This is a genomic window from Nonomuraea turcica (genome assembly GCF_030718205.1).
Lineage (GTDB): Bacteria > Actinomycetota > Actinomycetes > Streptosporangiales > Streptosporangiaceae > Nonomuraea.
The window spans coordinates 23,323-38,391 of sequence record NZ_JAUZQF010000033.1 but is presented as its reverse complement, the minus strand read 5'-3'; the positions used below and the strand labels follow the sequence as shown (position 1 = coordinate 38,391).

15 protein-coding genes are annotated in these 15,069 nt (G+C 70.1%); 5 read left to right on the top strand and 10 right to left on the bottom strand.

Annotation, left to right across the window (positions count from 1 at the left end; all coding sequences use genetic code 11):
* Positions 1–64: 64 nt before the first annotated feature.
* Genes Q9G87_RS51730 through Q9G87_RS51720 form a run of 3 tightly spaced genes read left to right on the top strand, consistent with a single transcriptional unit; the run spans position 65 to position 2,054 of the window.
* Positions 65–745 (top strand): CBS domain-containing protein, encoded by a 681-nt coding sequence (locus Q9G87_RS51730; RefSeq protein WP_305924073.1) that lies wholly within the window; start codon positions 65–67, stop codon positions 743–745.
* Between the two features lie 2 nt (positions 746–747).
* A complete protein-coding gene (locus Q9G87_RS51725) occupies positions 748–1,353 on the top strand; it encodes a CBS domain-containing protein (RefSeq protein WP_305924072.1) in 606 nt (201 codons plus the stop codon).
* Positions 1,350–2,054, top strand: a complete 705-nt coding sequence (locus Q9G87_RS51720; protein WP_305924071.1) for a CBS domain-containing protein — start codon at positions 1,350–1,352, stop codon at positions 2,052–2,054. Before Q9G87_RS51725 ends, Q9G87_RS51720 begins: the two co-directional genes overlap by 4 nt.
* A gap of 86 nt (positions 2,055–2,140) precedes the next feature.
* Here the strand turns inward: Q9G87_RS51720 and Q9G87_RS51715 are convergent, their stop codons facing one another.
* The 8 genes from Q9G87_RS51715 to Q9G87_RS51680 all read right to left on the bottom strand — a co-directional run bounded on the left by Q9G87_RS51715 (position 2,141) and on the right by Q9G87_RS51680 (position 9,837).
* Positions 2,141–3,610 carry a hydrogenase large subunit gene (locus Q9G87_RS51715; protein ID WP_305924070.1) on the bottom strand — a complete coding sequence of 490 codons (1,470 nt, stop codon included), beginning with the start codon at positions 3,608–3,610 and terminating at the stop codon, positions 2,141–2,143.
* Positions 3,607–5,055, bottom strand: a complete 1,449-nt coding sequence (locus Q9G87_RS51710; protein ID WP_305924069.1) for a proton-conducting transporter transmembrane domain-containing protein — start codon at positions 5,053–5,055, stop codon at positions 3,607–3,609. Before Q9G87_RS51710 ends, Q9G87_RS51715 begins: the two co-directional genes overlap by 4 nt.
* Entirely contained in the window at positions 5,055–5,714 is a 660-nt protein-coding gene (locus tag Q9G87_RS51705) for a hypothetical protein (RefSeq protein WP_305924068.1), read from the bottom strand. Before Q9G87_RS51705 ends, Q9G87_RS51710 begins: the two co-directional genes overlap by 1 nt.
* A 14-nt stretch (positions 5,715–5,728) precedes the next feature.
* Positions 5,729–6,664 (bottom strand): respiratory chain complex I subunit 1 family protein, encoded by a 936-nt coding sequence (locus tag Q9G87_RS51700; RefSeq protein WP_305924067.1) that lies wholly within the window; start codon positions 6,662–6,664, stop codon positions 5,729–5,731.
* 5 nt (positions 6,665–6,669) lie between these two features.
* A complete protein-coding gene (locus Q9G87_RS51695) occupies positions 6,670–8,685 on the bottom strand; it encodes a proton-conducting transporter transmembrane domain-containing protein (protein WP_305924066.1) in 2,016 nt (671 codons plus the stop codon).
* On the bottom strand, positions 8,682–9,164 hold the full coding sequence (locus Q9G87_RS51690) for an NADH-quinone oxidoreductase subunit B family protein (protein ID WP_305924065.1): 483 nt from the start codon (positions 9,162–9,164) through the stop codon (positions 8,682–8,684). The genes Q9G87_RS51695 and Q9G87_RS51690 overlap by 4 nt, the downstream gene beginning before the upstream one ends.
* 125 nt (positions 9,165–9,289) lie before the next feature.
* Positions 9,290–9,637 (bottom strand): ArsR/SmtB family transcription factor, encoded by a 348-nt coding sequence (locus tag Q9G87_RS51685; RefSeq protein ID WP_305924064.1) that lies wholly within the window; start codon positions 9,635–9,637, stop codon positions 9,290–9,292.
* Positions 9,637–9,837, bottom strand: coding sequence for a hypothetical protein (locus tag Q9G87_RS51680; RefSeq protein WP_305924063.1), 201 nt, complete (start codon positions 9,835–9,837; stop codon positions 9,637–9,639). Before Q9G87_RS51680 ends, Q9G87_RS51685 begins: the two co-directional genes overlap by 1 nt.
* A gap of 160 nt (positions 9,838–9,997) precedes the next feature.
* Between Q9G87_RS51680 and Q9G87_RS51675 the strand changes: the two genes are divergently transcribed.
* Positions 9,998–10,390 carry an STAS domain-containing protein gene (locus tag Q9G87_RS51675; RefSeq protein WP_305924062.1) on the top strand — a complete coding sequence of 131 codons (393 nt, stop codon included), beginning with the start codon at positions 9,998–10,000 and terminating at the stop codon, positions 10,388–10,390.
* A 185-nt stretch (positions 10,391–10,575) separates the two neighbouring features.
* On the opposite strand, the gene Q9G87_RS51670 is transcribed toward Q9G87_RS51675, so the two are convergent.
* Complete coding sequence (locus Q9G87_RS51670; RefSeq protein ID WP_305924061.1) at positions 10,576–11,553, bottom strand: Acg family FMN-binding oxidoreductase; 978 nt, start codon at positions 11,551–11,553, stop codon at positions 10,576–10,578.
* A 457-nt stretch (positions 11,554–12,010) separates the two neighbouring features.
* Positions 12,011–12,529, bottom strand: a complete 519-nt coding sequence (locus tag Q9G87_RS51665) for a flavodoxin family protein (protein WP_305924060.1) — start codon at positions 12,527–12,529, stop codon at positions 12,011–12,013.
* Between the two features lie 283 nt (positions 12,530–12,812).
* On the opposite strand from Q9G87_RS51665, the gene pflB reads away from it, so the two are divergent.
* A complete protein-coding gene (pflB, locus tag Q9G87_RS51660) occupies positions 12,813–15,059 on the top strand; it encodes a formate C-acetyltransferase (protein WP_305924059.1) in 2,247 nt (748 codons plus the stop codon).
* Positions 15,060–15,069: the final 10 nt, after the last annotated feature.

Genomic DNA, 15,069 nt, shown 5'->3' with positions numbered 1-15,069 from the left:
CTTCCGCCCCTACTTCCCGGATCGTCCGGGAGATGTGATGAAACCAGCGACATTGGAGGTAGGCATGCGTATGACCGTCGCGGACGTGATGACGGACAAGGTCGTCTCCGTCACCGCCGCCACCCCGTTCAAGGACATCGCCCACACGCTCATCAACGGCGGCATCAGCGCCGTCCCGGTCACCGATGACGGCAACAACGTGATCGGCATCGTCTCCGAGGCCGATCTGCTGCGCAAGGAAGAATTCCGCGAGGAGTTCTACCGCGAGGGCTACCGGCCGCCGCTGCGCGCCCGGCTGCGCCACCCCAAGGGCAGGCAGAAAGCCAACGGCGACACCGCTGCCGACCTCATGACCAGCCCCGCGATCACCATCTCCCCCACCGCGTCGGCGGTCACCGCCGCCCGCTTGATGGACGCCCACGACGTCAAACGACTCGCCGTCGTCGCCCCCAACGGCCACCTCGTCGGCGTCGTCAGCCGCCGCGACCTGGTCAAGGTATTCCTGCGCAACGACGCGGAGATCGCCGCCGAGATCCGCGACGGCGTCCTCGAGCGCAGCCTGTGGGTGGACACCGCCGGCGTCACCGTCTCGGTGAGCAACGGCGTGGTCACGCTGTCCGGGCAGATGGACCGCCGCACCGAGGCCGGCATCGCGGCCCGCATGACCGGCCGCGTCAACGGCGTCGTCGACGTGGTCGACAAGCTGACCTGGAAACACGACGACTCCTCGTGGGAGGCCAGATAGCCATGCTCGTGCGCGAGGTCATGAGCAGACCGGCCATCACGGTCCGCCGTACCGACCCGGTGCGGCGGGCCATCCGGGTGCTCCACGGCCATGACATCACCGCCGCCCCCGTCGTCGACGAGGAGGACCGCCTGGTCGGCGTGGTGAGCGAGCTCGACCTGCTGCGTGGGGAGTTCGAGCCCGACCCCCGCGCCACCGTACGCCCCGTGCCCGCGGATCACGCGCCGCCGCCACGCCGCGTGGTGGAGGTCATGACGCACGACGTCGCCACCGTCACCGAGACCACCGACGTCACCACCGCCATCGACCTCATGGTCGGCAAACGGATCAAGAGCCTGCCCGTGCTGCACGGCGACGAGATCGTCGGCATGCTCAGCCGCCGCGACCTCATGGCCATGCTGGCCCGCCCCGACGACGACCTGCGCGAGGCCGTTGCCGCCGAGCTGCGCAAGCAGTACCCGTCCGGCCCGAGCTGGGACGTCGCCGTACGCGACGGCGTGGCCGAGCTGTCCGGGCCATCCCACGAGCACGCCGACCACATCGCCGACCTGCTCGCTCGCACCGTGCCCGGCATCGTCCGGGTCAGGCACCTCAGGAGATCGCCATGAGAATGACCGTCGAGAACGTGATGACCACCGACGTAGCCGCCGTCAACCAGAAGGCGTCCTTCCACACCGTGGCCGACCTGCTCATCAATCGGGGCGTCAGCGGCGTGCCCGTGCTGGACGACGACAACCGCGTCGTGGGCGTGGTGTCCGAGGCCGACCTGCTGGCCAAACAGGAGTACAAGGAGCGCCACCGCGGAGACTACTACCGGCCGTCGCTGGGAGCCCGCATCCGCCACACCGTGGGCAGCGAGGGCAGCGGCTTCTACAAGTCGCTCGGCGAGACCGCTGGCGCGCTGATGACTTCGCCCGCGCACACCACCACCCCCGACGCCCCCGTCGTGGTGGCTGCACGGCAGATGGACAAGTACGGCGTCAAACGCCTGCCCGTGGTGGACATGGGCGGCCGCCTGGTCGGCATCGTCAGCCGGCGCGACCTGATCAAGGTCTTCCTCCGTGCCGACACCGACATCGAGCACCAGGTACGAGAAGCCATCCAAGCCGTTCCCGGCGAGGTCACCGCCCTCGGCATCACCGTGGCCGACGCCGTCGTCACCCTGTCGGGAACGTACGACGACCACAGCCATGCCATCGCGGCGGTCCGCATGGCCGAGCGCATCGACAGCGTGGTGGCCGTCCACGACGAGCTCACGTGGAAGCACGACGACATCGTCGAGCTCCCTGTCGTCTGGGGCGGGGCCTAATCTGAAGGTCTCAATTTCGGTAACGCATCGCTCACGTCCACGGCGGCGACCTTGGCGGGCCGCTCACACGCTGGCGCATCTTGCTGTCAGAGGTCGTTGCCGGCGTAGGACAGGTTGAAGCTCTTGTTGACCAGGGGAAAGTCGGGGACGATCGCGCTGTTGAGCGCTACCGGAAGAGCGGGCCAGTTGAAGAAGGACGGATCGACGATCTTCACGCGGGTGAGGGTCCCGTCGGGGGCGAGCTCGATGCGGTGGGCGATCGTGCCGCGCCAGCCCTCGACGAGTCCCACACCCGAGGAAGAGCCCACGGCCGGAGGTGAATCCGCCGGCGCCGTGGGCTCGCCGACCAGATGAGTGATCAGGGCGATGGACGTGGCGATCTCATCCGCCCGGATCTGGAAGCGGGCCAGCACGTCCCCGCCGGTGCGGCGGGCGGGGGTGAAGTCGCCGAGGTCGGTGAAGGGGTGGTCGCGGCGGGCGTCGAGGTCCAGTCCGCTGGCGCGGGCCACATAGCCGAGCGTGCCGAGGTCGCGGGCGGCGTCGCCGGACAGCACGGCGGTGCCGGTGAAGCGGTCGGCGACCACGGTGTGCCGCAGGGCGAGTTCGGCGAGTTCGGCCACGTCTGCGCCGATGGCGTGCAGTCGATCCGGGTCGGGGAGGGCCTCCAGGTGGGCGCCGCCGAGGCGGACGCCGCCACGCAGCAGCCGGTGTCCAGTGACCTGGGCGTTGATCCGCAAGAGTTGTTCGCGGATACGCCCGGTGTGCGCGTGCAGGATGCCGAAGGCCACATCGTTGCAGAGCGCGCCCAGGTCGGTGACGTGGTTGTAGAGGCGTTCCAGCTCCAGCAGCAGGGCTCGTTCCCGCTGCGCCTGCACGCTGACCGGGGCCTGGGTGGCCTCTTCCACGGCCAGGCAGTAGGCGAGCGCGTGGCCGACGGAGGTGTCTCCGCTGACACGCTCGGCCAGTTCCAGCCCGTCGGCAGGTTGGCGGCCTTCGAAGAGCTTTTCGATGCCCTTGTGCACGAACCAGAGCCGGGCCTTGAGCTTGATGATGGTCTCGCCGACCACGGAGAAGCGGAAGTGCCCCGGTTCGATGAGGCCGGCGTGGACGGGTCCGACGGGGATCTCGTAGACGCCCTGACCCTCCACGGTGACGAACGGGTAAGGACCTTCTGGGTCGCCGAAGGAGGGTGGCAACCCGGCGTCGGAGCGCATGGGGTACCAGCCGCGTGGCCAGTGATGGTGGCGCACCAGCCGCCGGGGGAGCGGGTGATCGAGCGGGGTGATCCCGTACAGGTCGCGGATTTCTCGTTCGAACCGGCCGGCGGGGAAGGACAGGTGGGCAAGACTGGGCATGGCCGGCTGCTCGAGGGGCAGGCGGAGCCGGAGCTCGGTTCGGCGATCCGGGCCGCCGGTGACGAACAGGTACGCCAGGCCGAACCCGTCGATCTCCTGGCGTGCGGAGACCAGCGCCAGCCGGTGGCCGTCGGCCAGCAGCCGGGCGGCGTGCTCGGGCAACTCGGCGGAGCTGATGTCGGCTATGGTGCGCATGCTCATGGCGTTGCTCCGGCGATGGTGGCGGCGGCCTGCAACAAGGAGTGCAGCGGCCCGAGAGTGATGCCCAGGACGGCGCAGCCGGCCAGGCCCGCGACCAGCGGGACGGCCACACTGCGCGGCAGCGCGATGGCCTCACCCGGCCCGCCGCCCAGGAGCATCCGCCGGCCCTGGCGCCCGATGGCGGCGACGATGACCAGCATCAGCACCAGGGCCGCCGCGATCGCCCAGCCCAACCCGGTGGCGACGCCCGCCCGCGCGATGCCCAGCTCGCTGGCGAACAGGCTGAAGGGCGGCAGGCCGAGCAGGGCAAGCAGCCCCAGCGCGAAAACCCCAGAGAGCAGCGGCGCTCTGGCCAAGAGCCCGCGTACCGCGTGGATCCGGCTGCTGCCGAGCGCCTGGTGCAGCTGTCCTGCGGACAGGAACAACACCGACTTGCCGAGCCCGTGCCCGAGGATGTGCAGCAGCACGGCGACCAGTGCGAGGGTGTTGCCGATCGCCGCGCCGAGTGCGACCAGCCCCATGTGCTCGATGCTGGAGTAGGCCAGCAGCCGTTTGTAGTCGCGCTGCCCGAGCAGCAGCAACGCGGCCACGGCCAGAGAGGCCAACGCCACGACGACCAGCAAGACCCGGGCGAACCCTGCACCGAGCGCCAGATCGGCGATGACCTTGACGCGCAGGATGGCATAGAACGCCACCGACAGCAGCACCCCTGACATCAGCGCCGACACCGGAGCCGGGGCCTGGCTGTGCGCGTCGGGCAGCCAGGCGTGCATCGGCGCCAGCCCGGCCTTGGTGCCGAACCCGAGCACGAGCAGCATGACCGCGATGCGCATCACGCCGGGGTCGAGCCGGTTCGCGTGCTCGGCCAGCACCACCCAGTCCAGGGAAGCAATTCCGGCGCGGGTGCCGGCGTAGTGGACCATGACGATGCCGAGCAGCGCGAGCGCGATGCCGACCGAGCAGATGACCACGTATTTCCACGCGGCCTCGGTGGCCTGGCGGGTGCGCCGGTGCCCGACCAGGAAGGCGGTCAGGATGGTGGTCGCCTCGATGGCGACCCACAGCAGGCCCAGGCTGGAAGACAGGACGGCCAGCGCCATCGCGGCGATGAAGGACTGGGTGAGCACGCCGTAGCGGCGCATCGCGCGCGGGCCCGTATGCCCCGCGGCAAGCTCGGCCGCCAGGTAGGCGGGACTGGCCGCCATCGCCAGCAGCGCGACCGCGCCGATCACGAGCAGCATGAAGGCGCTCAGCGCGTCGCTGAGCAGCAGCCCGCCCAGCGCGTCGCGCCGGTCCCCCGCCGCCAGCGCGACGGCGCAGGACAGCAGCCCGGCCGCGGACAGCGTGCCCAGCCAGGCGGTGACCCGGTTCCAGCCGAGCACGGCATAGACGCAGGCGGCGGCCGCGGGCACCGCGACCGGAGCGATCACCAGCAGGCTGTCCATCAGTCGTGCAACTCCCGCAGCTCGTCGAGGTCGGTGCCGCCGAAGGCGGCCCGCATCCGGGTGGTCAGCACCTGCAGCACCAGGACGGCCAGCAGGACGTCCAGGGAGATCCCGAGCTCGACGACGAGTGGGACACCGCTGGTGGTAAGAAAGGCGGTGGCGGTGATGGCGTTGTCCATCAGCAGGAAGCCCACCAACTGCGACAGTGCCCGCCGCCGGGTCACCAGGACGAAGAACCCGATCAGCAGCACGGTCAGCGCGACCGGCACCGCCTGCGTGGCCGGGGTGGGCGACAGCCGTACCAGCGGCTGGGAGACCGCGTAGGCCAGCATCGCCAGCACCGCCGCCACCAGCAGCGAGGTCGCCACGTTGACCAGCGGCTGCGTCTCGCGGGCCTCGCCGCTCGCGACGAGTGCGCGGCGCATCAGGTACGGCAGCAGTGCGGCGCGCAACGCGCCCACCCCGAGGCCGATCAGGATCAGCTCGAGATCGTCCTGCCGGACACCCAGGACGATGACCATCGCGGTCAGTGCCACCCCCTGCAAGGCGAACAGCCACACGATCGCCGACAGGTCCCGCCGCCACAGCACCAGCACCCCCGTCAGCAGGAACGCCCCGCAGGCCAGGTCCAGCAACTGGATGTACATCGCATCAGTCATGTTCACGCCCATGTTCAGGCCAGGAAGAAGGAAGCGGCCACGGCCAGCAACGCCAACAGGAACGAACCGGCCAGCAACTCCGGAACGCGGAACAACCGAAGCTTGGCCATGAACACCTCACCGACCGACAACAGCACCCCCAGCAGCCCCACCTTGACCACCAGCGAGATCACCGCCACCAGCAGCGCGAGCACCCCCGCGTCCGCGATGGCGATCCCCACGGGGAAGAACAGGCTGGCCAGCAGGCCCAGTAGCACCGACAGCCGCATCGCCGACGCCCACTCGATCAGCGCCAGGTCCGGCCCGGCGTACTCCAGAACCATCGCCTCATGGATCATCGTCAGTTCCAGATGCGTGGACGGATTGTCCACCGGGATCCGGCCGGTCTCCGCGATCGTGACGATCGCCAGCGCGACCGCGGCCAGCACGCTCACCGGGGAGATCACCGACAACGGATCCTCCACTGTCGCCGTCACGATCGACCCCAGGCTGGTGGAGCCTGCTCTGATCGACAGCGCGAACACCGACACCAGGATCGTCGGCTCCACCAGCGCCAGCACGGTCATCTCCCGGCTGGCGCCCATCCCGCCGAACGCCGTCCCGGTGTCCAGGGCGCCCAGGGCCAGCGCCACCGATCCCAGGGCCAGTAGCGCGGTCACCGCGAACAGGTCGGCGACGCCGTCCAGCGGCGAGGCCGTGGTCACCAGCGGCACCACCGCGGCGACGACCAGCGCCGTACCGGCCAGCAGCAGCGGCGCCGCGCGGAACACCCAGCCGGTGCCGCGCGGAGTGATCGGCTCTTTGCGCATCAGCTTGCGCAGGTCCCGCCACGGCTGCAGGACCCCTGCACCAGCGCGTCCCTCCAGCCGGGCGCGGACCTGCCGCATCACCCCCACCAGCAGCGGCGAGCCGATCCCGACGACGATCACCTGAAGCACAGCTCCGACCACGCCCGTCACCACAGCACCACCAAGACGATCAGCGCCGCGGTCAGCGTCCAGAATCCGTAGCCGAGATAGCGGTGCACGCTGCCGGTGGCCAGCCCGCGGGCGCCGCGTCCGACGGCGGACACGGCGGCGATCAGCGGATCGTAGAGCCGGTGCTCGATCCGGTCCGGCACCCGCGCGTGGAACCGCACACGTTCCACCAAGTAGGTCGACTCCTTCGTTGGGGTGACGTCCACATCGCTTTCGGGGGCCAGCACGTCGTCGAAGACCCGTTGCAGCGGCTCGGCGAACGACGTGGCGGTGTACTCCATCCGGGCCGACATCGGTCCCGCGCCGCAATCCCAGAGCCGGGCGGCGCGCCGTGCCCGCCGCGACGCGGTCACCCGTACCAGGCCGAGGACGGCCACGACGGCGGCCAACAGGGCGACGGCGATCAGCAACGGCGAGATCATCCCCGAGACCCCCGCCAGCCGCAGCGTCAACTCCCCGCTCACCACGTCCCGGCCAGGGAACACCACTCCGACCACCCGGCCGAGCGCGGGCACCACCAGCGTGGGGGCCAGTGCCAAAGCCACGCAGCCCGCCACCGCGAGTGCCATCGCGCCCAGCATGGTCGGTGGGCTCTCACTGGCCCGCTCGGCCTCGGCGCTGCGCGGCCGGGCCAGGAACCCCACGCCGAACGCCTTGACGAAGGTGGCGACCGCCAGCCCTGCCGACAGCGCGATCACCGCGACGGCCAGCGGCATCGTCACCGCACCCGCCACCCCGGAACCGGGCAGGGCGTGGATCAGGCTCTGCAGCAGGAGCCACTCGCTGACGAAGGCGTTGCCGGGCGGCAGCGCCGAGGCGCACAACGCGCCGACCGCGAAAACGGCGGTGGTGTACGGCAGCCGCGTGCGCAGCCCACCGAGGGCGTCCAGATCGCGGGTGCCCGTCGCGTGCAGCACCGAGCCTGCCGACAGGAACAACACCGTCTTGAACGCGGCGTGGTTGACCACATGCAGCAGCGCCGCGGCCAGCGCCAACGCCGCCAGCACCGGCTGGTCGGACGCGGCGAAGAAGCCCGCCGCACCCACCCCGACCAGTACCAGGCCCAGGTTCTCCGTCGTGGAGTAACCCAGCAGCCGCTTCAGATCCGAGGCGACCACCGCCTGCAAGATCCCGAATAGCGCCGACGCCGCGCCCGCCGCCAGCACCAGCAGCCACCACCACGCCGGCCCGCCACCCAGCAGATCCAGCCCGACCCGGACGACGCCGTAGACGCCCATGTTCACCATTGCCGCGCTCATCAGGGCCGAGACGTGACTCGGTGCCTCCGGGTGCGCCCGTGGCAGCCACACGTGCAGCGGCACGATGCCCGCCTTGGAGGCGAACCCGGCGAACGTCGCCAGGAACACGACGGTCCTGGCGGCCGGCGACAGCGCGGCGGCACGCAGCTGCTCGAAGCTCTCCCCACCGGCCCCGGCGGCGAAAGCGACCAGCCCGATCAGGATCGTCACCAAGCCGAGGTGGGTCATGACCGCGTACCACAGCCCGGCCCCGCCCACCGCCGCCCGCCGCCGGTGCTCGGCCAGCACCAGCAGCAGCGACGACACGGCCATCAACTCCCAGGCGAGCAGGAACGTGCTCACGCTGGCCGCGGCGGGGACCAGCAGCATGGCCGCCACGAACAGCGGCAGCACGGACTGGAACACGCGACCGTCCAGGCCGTGGTCGCAGTAGCCGATCCCGTAGATCGCCGCGCATACCGCCACCACCCCGGTGACCGCGATGAACACCCCGCCCAGAGGGTCGATCGCCAGCCGTACCCCGGCCAGCGGCAGCAGCTCCGGCAGCCAGGCCGACCAACTGCTGCCGAAAGACATAACGGCCGCCACACCCGCCGCCGCTCCCAGCCCGCCCGCGCCTGCCATGCACCAGCCCGCCAGATGCAGCCGCGCTCGTGGCGGAGCCAGCAACGCGGCCACAGCGGCGACCGCGCAGCCGGACAGCGCCATCACGTACAGCGTGCTGACCAGGTTCATCGGCCGGTCAGCCCCCGCAACGCCGCCACGATCACGTCAGGCTCCGGCGGGCAGCCCGGCACCTCCACGTCCACCGGCACCACGTCGCTCACCGCCCCGGCCACCCCATAAGCTCCGGCGAACGCCCCGCAGTTGCGTGCGCAGTCACCCAGCGCGATCACCAGCCGCGGTTCGGGAACCGCGTCATGGGTGCGGCGCAGCGCCACCTCCATATTGCGCGTCACCGGCCCGGTCACCAGCAGGGCGTCCGCATGCCGAGGCGAGGCCACCAGCCGCGCGCCGTACCGCTCGGCGTCATACACCGGGCCGAACGCCGAGGCGATCTCCACCTCGCACCCATTGCACGACCCCGCATCCACATGCCTGATCTGCACCGACCCGGCAAGCTCCGCCGCCTTCGCCGGCGGCTCACCTGGTTCGCGCTCCGGTGCGGGCTCGGCCACCCGGCCCGTCTTCGCGATCTTCCGCCACAACCCCATCGTTGCCTCTCCACCGCTCACCAGCCAACACACCAGACGATCAGCAGATGATCACCCGGGTCGGGGCTGATGCGGTGGCTGCCGAAACCCGGCCAGCAGGTCGCCCGGGCCCGAAGTCAACAGGCTCACGAGACTCCGCTTCCGGCTGTGTCCTCCAACAGCTCGCTGAGCAGCTCATGCTGCCCGGACAGCTTCTCGGCCAGCAGCTCGCGAGCCGCGCGCAGCAGCCCGGCCACCCGGCCACCGGCCAGCGCGTACACCACGGTGGTCCCCTCGCGCTGCGCGGTCACCATGCCCGAGCGGCGCAGCACCGCCAGATGCTGCGACAGCCCGGTCGGCTCCACCTCGATCTCGGCCAGCAGCTGGCGCACCGGCATCGGCCCGTCCTGCAGTAGCTCCAGCACCCGGATCCGCACCGGATGGCCCAGCAGCCGAAACAGCTCGGCCTTGGCCTCATACAGCGGCACCGACATCACGCCTCCGCCTCCCACCGCGGGTCGGGGCAACCCTGGTCGATCACGATCCCGTACGCCTGGGCCAGCCGCCGAGCATCCTCCCACTCGGCTTCGGCCACCAGCACGGCGTGCGCGTCATCAGCGTCGCGGGCGGCCTGCAGCTCCTGCCAGGCCTGGCCGGCCCGTTCCCGCACCGCAGCAGCGAACACTGTGCTCACCCGCACCTCTCATCCGCCCGCGCGACACAGTCCGCGAACCCACGCTCGAGAGCAATTACGCATCTTCGCAACTACGATACCGTTATGGGAAGGTGGCCTGTGACCCGCATCACGTCCTGACCGCACCGCAACCATTGCCAACGGTTCAGGAGCGAACGCGATGCGGGAGAGAGCTGAGGTGAACATGCCGCTGCTGCTCTCGCACCAGCACCTGCCCGGCGTGACCGTCATCGCCGTCGACGGGGAGCTGGACGCCCACAACTGCCACCGGCTGGAGGCCTACATCCAGCAGCACCGCCGACGCCCGCCCGACCAGCTGGTCTTCGATCTGTCTCAGGCGCGCTTCATCGACAGCCGCGGACTTCGCGTCCTGGTCCAGGCCCACGCCCTCAGCGTGCGCACAGGCGGTGCGGTCCTCTTAGCCGCACCCGCGGCGATGCCCGCCCGGCTCCTGCAGATCACCGGGCTGGCCGACCACCTGCCCGTGCACGCCACCCTCGAAGAGGCGCTGCGCGCCGCGCTGTCGGCCGCCGCCGAACGGCAGACCCGCTGAACTCGAAGCCCCGTCTATCCGCCACCCGGCCAGTCGGGACGCCGGATGAGGGATGCCGCCTCCACTTCACGAAAGACACCTGACATGCAGGCGGCCATCGACGTCGGACCCGGCTACTCGCTGATCAGGCCCCGTGGGCCGTCAACGGCCGCGGATGGCCGTCGCCGACCGGCAGGCCTGGGTCCTCACCAGATGATCTCGGACAGCGGGCGGCGTATCGAGCCCTTGGCGTCGAAGGTGATGCCCAAACGCGTGATCATCTGCGGGTATTCGCCCGAGCAGAGCTCCTGCCTCATGAACTCGCGCAGCAGCTCCATCTCGAGCGCCTGGGTATGGAAGGCGGCGCTGACCCCGTACGCCGAGGCGTGCAGCAAGACGTGTTGCAGCGCCTGACCGGCGTCGATCCAGTCCTGGCGGCCGTCGCCTCGCGTGGTGAGCACCGCCACGACCCCGGTCGCCGCTGCGGCTCCCTGGTCCGTCTGGCTCCCCCACTCATGCCCCCAGGCGTAATCACGCTGCGCGAAGTGCGGCTCGGTACGCGCCGCCTCACGCGGATAGCCCTCCGCGGGCACCCCGTCCGTGCGGCTACTGCCCGGCGGCCTGGCCCAGCGGATCACCTCGAGACTGAAGCGCTGGTCCTGAGCCTGCACGCCCTGCGCGGCCTGGGTGAGCGCAGCGATCACGCTGATCGCTTCGGCAGAGCGGACAGGCGTCAGCTTGGCACCCTCATCCGCGGCCGCCAGGACCAGCCTCTCGACAAGCCTGTCCGGCACCGGCACGTCGGCGAAGCCCGCCCGGTGCGTGCGGCGGCGCTCGATCTCGCCACCCAGAGCCTGGATGGATTCGTCGGCCTGCACCTCGGCACCCGGCCGGAGCGTGGCGAGCAACGACGGGCGGTCCGGATCCGGCAGGACGCGCACGACCGGCTCGAAGCCCTCGCAGCTCATCGCCATACGCATGGTGAACAGGGCCGCGCCGCAACTGATCAGCAGCTCCCGCCCTGAGACATCCTCGACGCGCAGTTTCCTGTCCGGGTCGGCCCGCAGGCTGATCTCCTGCTCCGACACCGTGAAGATCCAGGGCTGCGTGTTGTGCACGGAAGGCGCCCAGCGCGCGGCATCCACCGCAGCGTCCAGCGCATGCTTGACCGAACCAGTGGCCATGGCTCTCACCTCCATGGGTCCTTACAGTCAGTTCATCACCTGGAGGCCGCCACGGTCAGGGTCGAAGGTCCCTCTTCCCAGGGACGTCGGTCCCTCTGATGTCGAACATAGGCATTCCCATCAATACCATCCTGAGGCTTTGCTTCCCGGCCAGGAGAACCCATGGTCGATGTGGATCGGCTCCGACGGGCTGCCACGCCGTGTCCAGTCGTCAGGCCTCATGATGCCCGTCGTACCCGAGGTTGTGCACGATCTGTCCATGGCAGTCGACATCCGCTTCCATGAATGGGGCGGTGGCCACGCGATCAGCGCCCCACCGGCCGATACCGTCAGCGTGTGACAGCGCGCACAGGCTAAACAACGCGCCGATGATGCCTTCCGCAGGACGCCGCCCGCCGCTGCCCGCGCCGGCGGCGGGCTGATCGTGCCGGCCACCAACTACCGGCTCGTGGGTATGTCAGGTGGCCGGGACCGGGAATGACGAGGCAAGGCTCTCTCCCCACTGCCTGGCCCGCTCCCGTTCCCCCTCCGCCAGCGGCCCTTGCGTGCCGGTGACGTAGAAGCTCTGCGCCGGCGCCACCGCCCGGATGCCCAGGCGGCGCAGCCGCTTGGCGACGGCGCGAGCGGCCGAGCCGGGCATGCGCGGCTTGACGATGCGGGTGTCGAACGCGGCCGAGCCGAGCCCTGCGGAGGAGGTGCGGAGCGTCGCCAGCCATTCCCGGACGCCGTCCCCGCTGGAGACCAGTGGTCCTTCAGCTTGCTCAGCGGCGGACTTCCGGGTGGAGGCCCGGCTCATGGAGAAGGCGTGCGTGGGCCCTCCGACCACGAGCAGTCGCACGTCCTCCCCCACGGCGGCGGGTGCGGAGCCGACCTCCACCACTTCGGCCGGCATCCGGGCGGCCAGCCCTTCGGCCACCGCCTCGGCGATCTGCTTGGTGTTGCCGTACATGGATTCGTACACGACCAGCGCATGCATCGCGCGCCTCCTATCAGGGCCTCGGGTACAGGCCCGGATAAGCCGAACCCTCGGCCAAGTCGGACCTGCCACCTCCACCGTCGCGAAGTGGGTTCGCCCGGACCCGAGGCCAAAGTCCCGGTTCAGGTCGGCGTTGGTCCTGAATTCACCCAGCGGGGGCACAAAGCCGAAAGGTATCGATCTTCGGGGACCTTCGTCCCTCCTGCTGATGTCCTTGGACCGATGTGACGGCGCCCCCCTTGAACAAGAGTGAAAGCGAACAACCGCGGCATAAGGGGAACCAATGACAGCTACGACGTTCGAACTCGGAGCATGGCGCGGCTTCCACGGCACGGCCTGGCAGTCGACCGTGGACGTGCGCGCCTTCATCCAGGCCAACTACAGACCGTACGAGGGCGACGATGGCTTCCTGACGTCGGCCACTGACCGCACCCGGATGGTGTGGAGCCGCGTAACGGAGCTGTTCCTGGAGGAGCGGCGGCGCGGGATCTACGATGTGGACACGTCGACGCCGTCGTCGATCACCTCGCACGGCCCGGGCTACATCGACCGCGACCGCGAGCTGATCGTCGGGCTGCAGACCGACGCGCCGTTGAAGCGGGCCATCATGCCCGCCGGCGGGCTGCGCCTGGTGGAGAACGGCCTGGCCGCCTACGGATACAAGCTCGACCCCGGGGTGAAGGAGATCTTCACGAAGTATCGCAAGACCCACAACGACGGCGTCTTCGACGCCTACACGCCGGAGATCCAGGCCGCCCGCCGCTCCGGCATCATCACCGGCCTGCCCGACGCCTACGGCCGCGGCCGGATCATCGGCGACTACCGCCGTGTCGCCCTGTACGGCGTGGACCGGCTGATCGACGCCAAGCACGCCGAGCAGCGCTCCCTCGACCCCGCCTTCGCCTCCGACGCGGTGATCCGCGACCGGGAGGAGCTGGCCGAGCAGATCCGCGCGCTGGGCGAGCTGAAGGAGATGGCCGCCTCCTACGGCCACGACATCTCCCGCCCCGCCGCCACCGCCCGCGAGGCCATCCAGTGGCTGTACTTCGCCTACCTGGCAGCGATCAAGGAGCAGAACGGCGCCGCCATGTCGCTCGGCCGCACCTCCACCTTCGTGGACATCTACCTGGAACGCGACCTCGCCGAGGGCCGCATCACCGAGGAGCAGGCGCAGGAGCTCATCGACGACTTCGTCATCAAGCTGCGCATCGTCCGCTTCCTGCGCACCCCCGAATACGACCAGCTCTTCTCCGGCGACCCCACCTGGGTGACCGAGTCGATCGGCGGCATCGGCGACGACGGCCGCGCCCTCGTCACCCGCACCAGCTACCGCTACCTGCAGACGCTGCGCAACCTCGGCCCGGCGCCGGAGCCGAACCTCACCGTCTTCTGGTCCCCGCGGCTCCCCGAGCCGTTCAAGCGCTTCTGCGCCGCGCTGTCGATCGAGACCAGCGCCATCCAGTACGAGAGCGACGAGCTGATGCGCCCCCGCATGGGCGACGACACCGCCATCGCCTGCTGCGTCTCGGCCGCCCCGGTCGGCAAGCAGATGCAGTTCTTCGGCGCCCGCGTCAACCTCGCCAAAACGCTGCTGTACGCGATCAACGGCGGCCGCGACGAGATCACCGGCGCCCAGGTCGGCCCGGCGTTCCCGCCACTGACCGGGGATGTTCTCGACTACGAGGAGGTCGCAAAAGCACTGGACCGGATGATGGACTGGCTCGCGCGGACCTACGTCAACGCGCTCAACATCATCCACTACATGCACGACAAGTACGCCTACGAGCGCCTCGAGATGGCCCTGCACGACTACCCGGTCAAGCGCACCCTGGCCTGCGGCATCGCCGGCCTGTCGGTCGTCGCCGACAGCCTGTCGGCCATCGAGTACGCCCGCGTCAAGGTGATCCGCGACGCCACCGGCCTCGCCGTGGACTATCAGGTCGAAGGCGACTACCCGACGTATGGCAACAACGACGATCGCGCTGACGCCATCGCCGTCGACCTGGTCCGCTCGTTCATGGACAAGATCCGCCGCCACCCCGCCTACCGCGAGGCCGAGCACACCCAGTCCGTGCTCACGATCACCTCCAACGTCGTGTACGGCAAGCACACCGGCAACACCCCCGACGGCCGCCGCGCCGGAGAGCCGTTCGCCCCCGGCGCCAACCCGATGAACGGCCGCGACCGCCACGGCGTGATCGCCTCCGCGCTGTCGGTCGCCAAACTGCCCTACGACCAGGCCCTCGACGGCATCTCCCTGACCAACACGGTCACCCCCGACGGCCTCGGCCGCACACCGGAGGAACGCATCGCCAACCTGGTCGGAGTGCTCGACGGCTACTTCGACGCCGGCGGCTTCCACATGAACGTCAACGTGCTCACCCGCGCCGTGCTCCTGGACGCCGTGGAACACCCCGAGCGCTACCCGCAGCTGACCATCCGCGTCTCCGGCTACGCCGTCAACTTCGTCCGCCTCACCCCTGACCAGCAGCGTGACGTCATCAACCGCACCTTCCACGGCTCCCTGTGATTGAACGACC

Excerpts from the sequence above, each read along its gene's own strand:
- Q9G87_RS51730 (WP_305924073.1), top strand. The coding sequence starts at position 65 with ATGCGTATGACCGTCGCGGACGTGATGACGGACAAGGTCGTCTCCGTC.
- Q9G87_RS51725 (WP_305924072.1), top strand. The coding sequence starts at position 748 with ATGCTCGTGCGCGAGGTCATGAGCAGACCGGCCATCACGGTCCGCCGT.
- Q9G87_RS51720 (WP_305924071.1), top strand. The coding sequence starts at position 1,350 with ATGAGAATGACCGTCGAGAACGTGATGACCACCGACGTAGCCGCCGTC.
- Q9G87_RS51715 (WP_305924070.1), bottom strand. The coding sequence starts at position 3,610 with ATGAGCATGCGCACCATAGCCGACATCAGCTCCGCCGAGTTGCCCGAG.
- Q9G87_RS51710 (WP_305924069.1), bottom strand. The coding sequence starts at position 5,055 with ATGGACAGCCTGCTGGTGATCGCTCCGGTCGCGGTGCCCGCGGCCGCC.
- Q9G87_RS51705 (WP_305924068.1), bottom strand. The coding sequence starts at position 5,714 with ATGACTGATGCGATGTACATCCAGTTGCTGGACCTGGCCTGCGGGGCG.
- Q9G87_RS51695 (WP_305924066.1), bottom strand. The coding sequence starts at position 8,685 with ATGAACCTGGTCAGCACGCTGTACGTGATGGCGCTGTCCGGCTGCGCG.
- Q9G87_RS51690 (WP_305924065.1), bottom strand. The coding sequence starts at position 9,164 with ATGGGGTTGTGGCGGAAGATCGCGAAGACGGGCCGGGTGGCCGAGCCC.
- Q9G87_RS51685 (WP_305924064.1), bottom strand. The coding sequence starts at position 9,637 with ATGTCGGTGCCGCTGTATGAGGCCAAGGCCGAGCTGTTTCGGCTGCTG.
- Q9G87_RS51675 (WP_305924062.1), top strand. The coding sequence starts at position 9,998 with ATGCGGGAGAGAGCTGAGGTGAACATGCCGCTGCTGCTCTCGCACCAG.
- Q9G87_RS51670 (WP_305924061.1), bottom strand. The coding sequence starts at position 11,553 with ATGGCCACTGGTTCGGTCAAGCATGCGCTGGACGCTGCGGTGGATGCC.
- Q9G87_RS51665 (WP_305924060.1), bottom strand. The coding sequence starts at position 12,529 with ATGCATGCGCTGGTCGTGTACGAATCCATGTACGGCAACACCAAGCAG.
- pflB (WP_305924059.1), top strand. The coding sequence starts at position 12,813 with ATGACAGCTACGACGTTCGAACTCGGAGCATGGCGCGGCTTCCACGGC.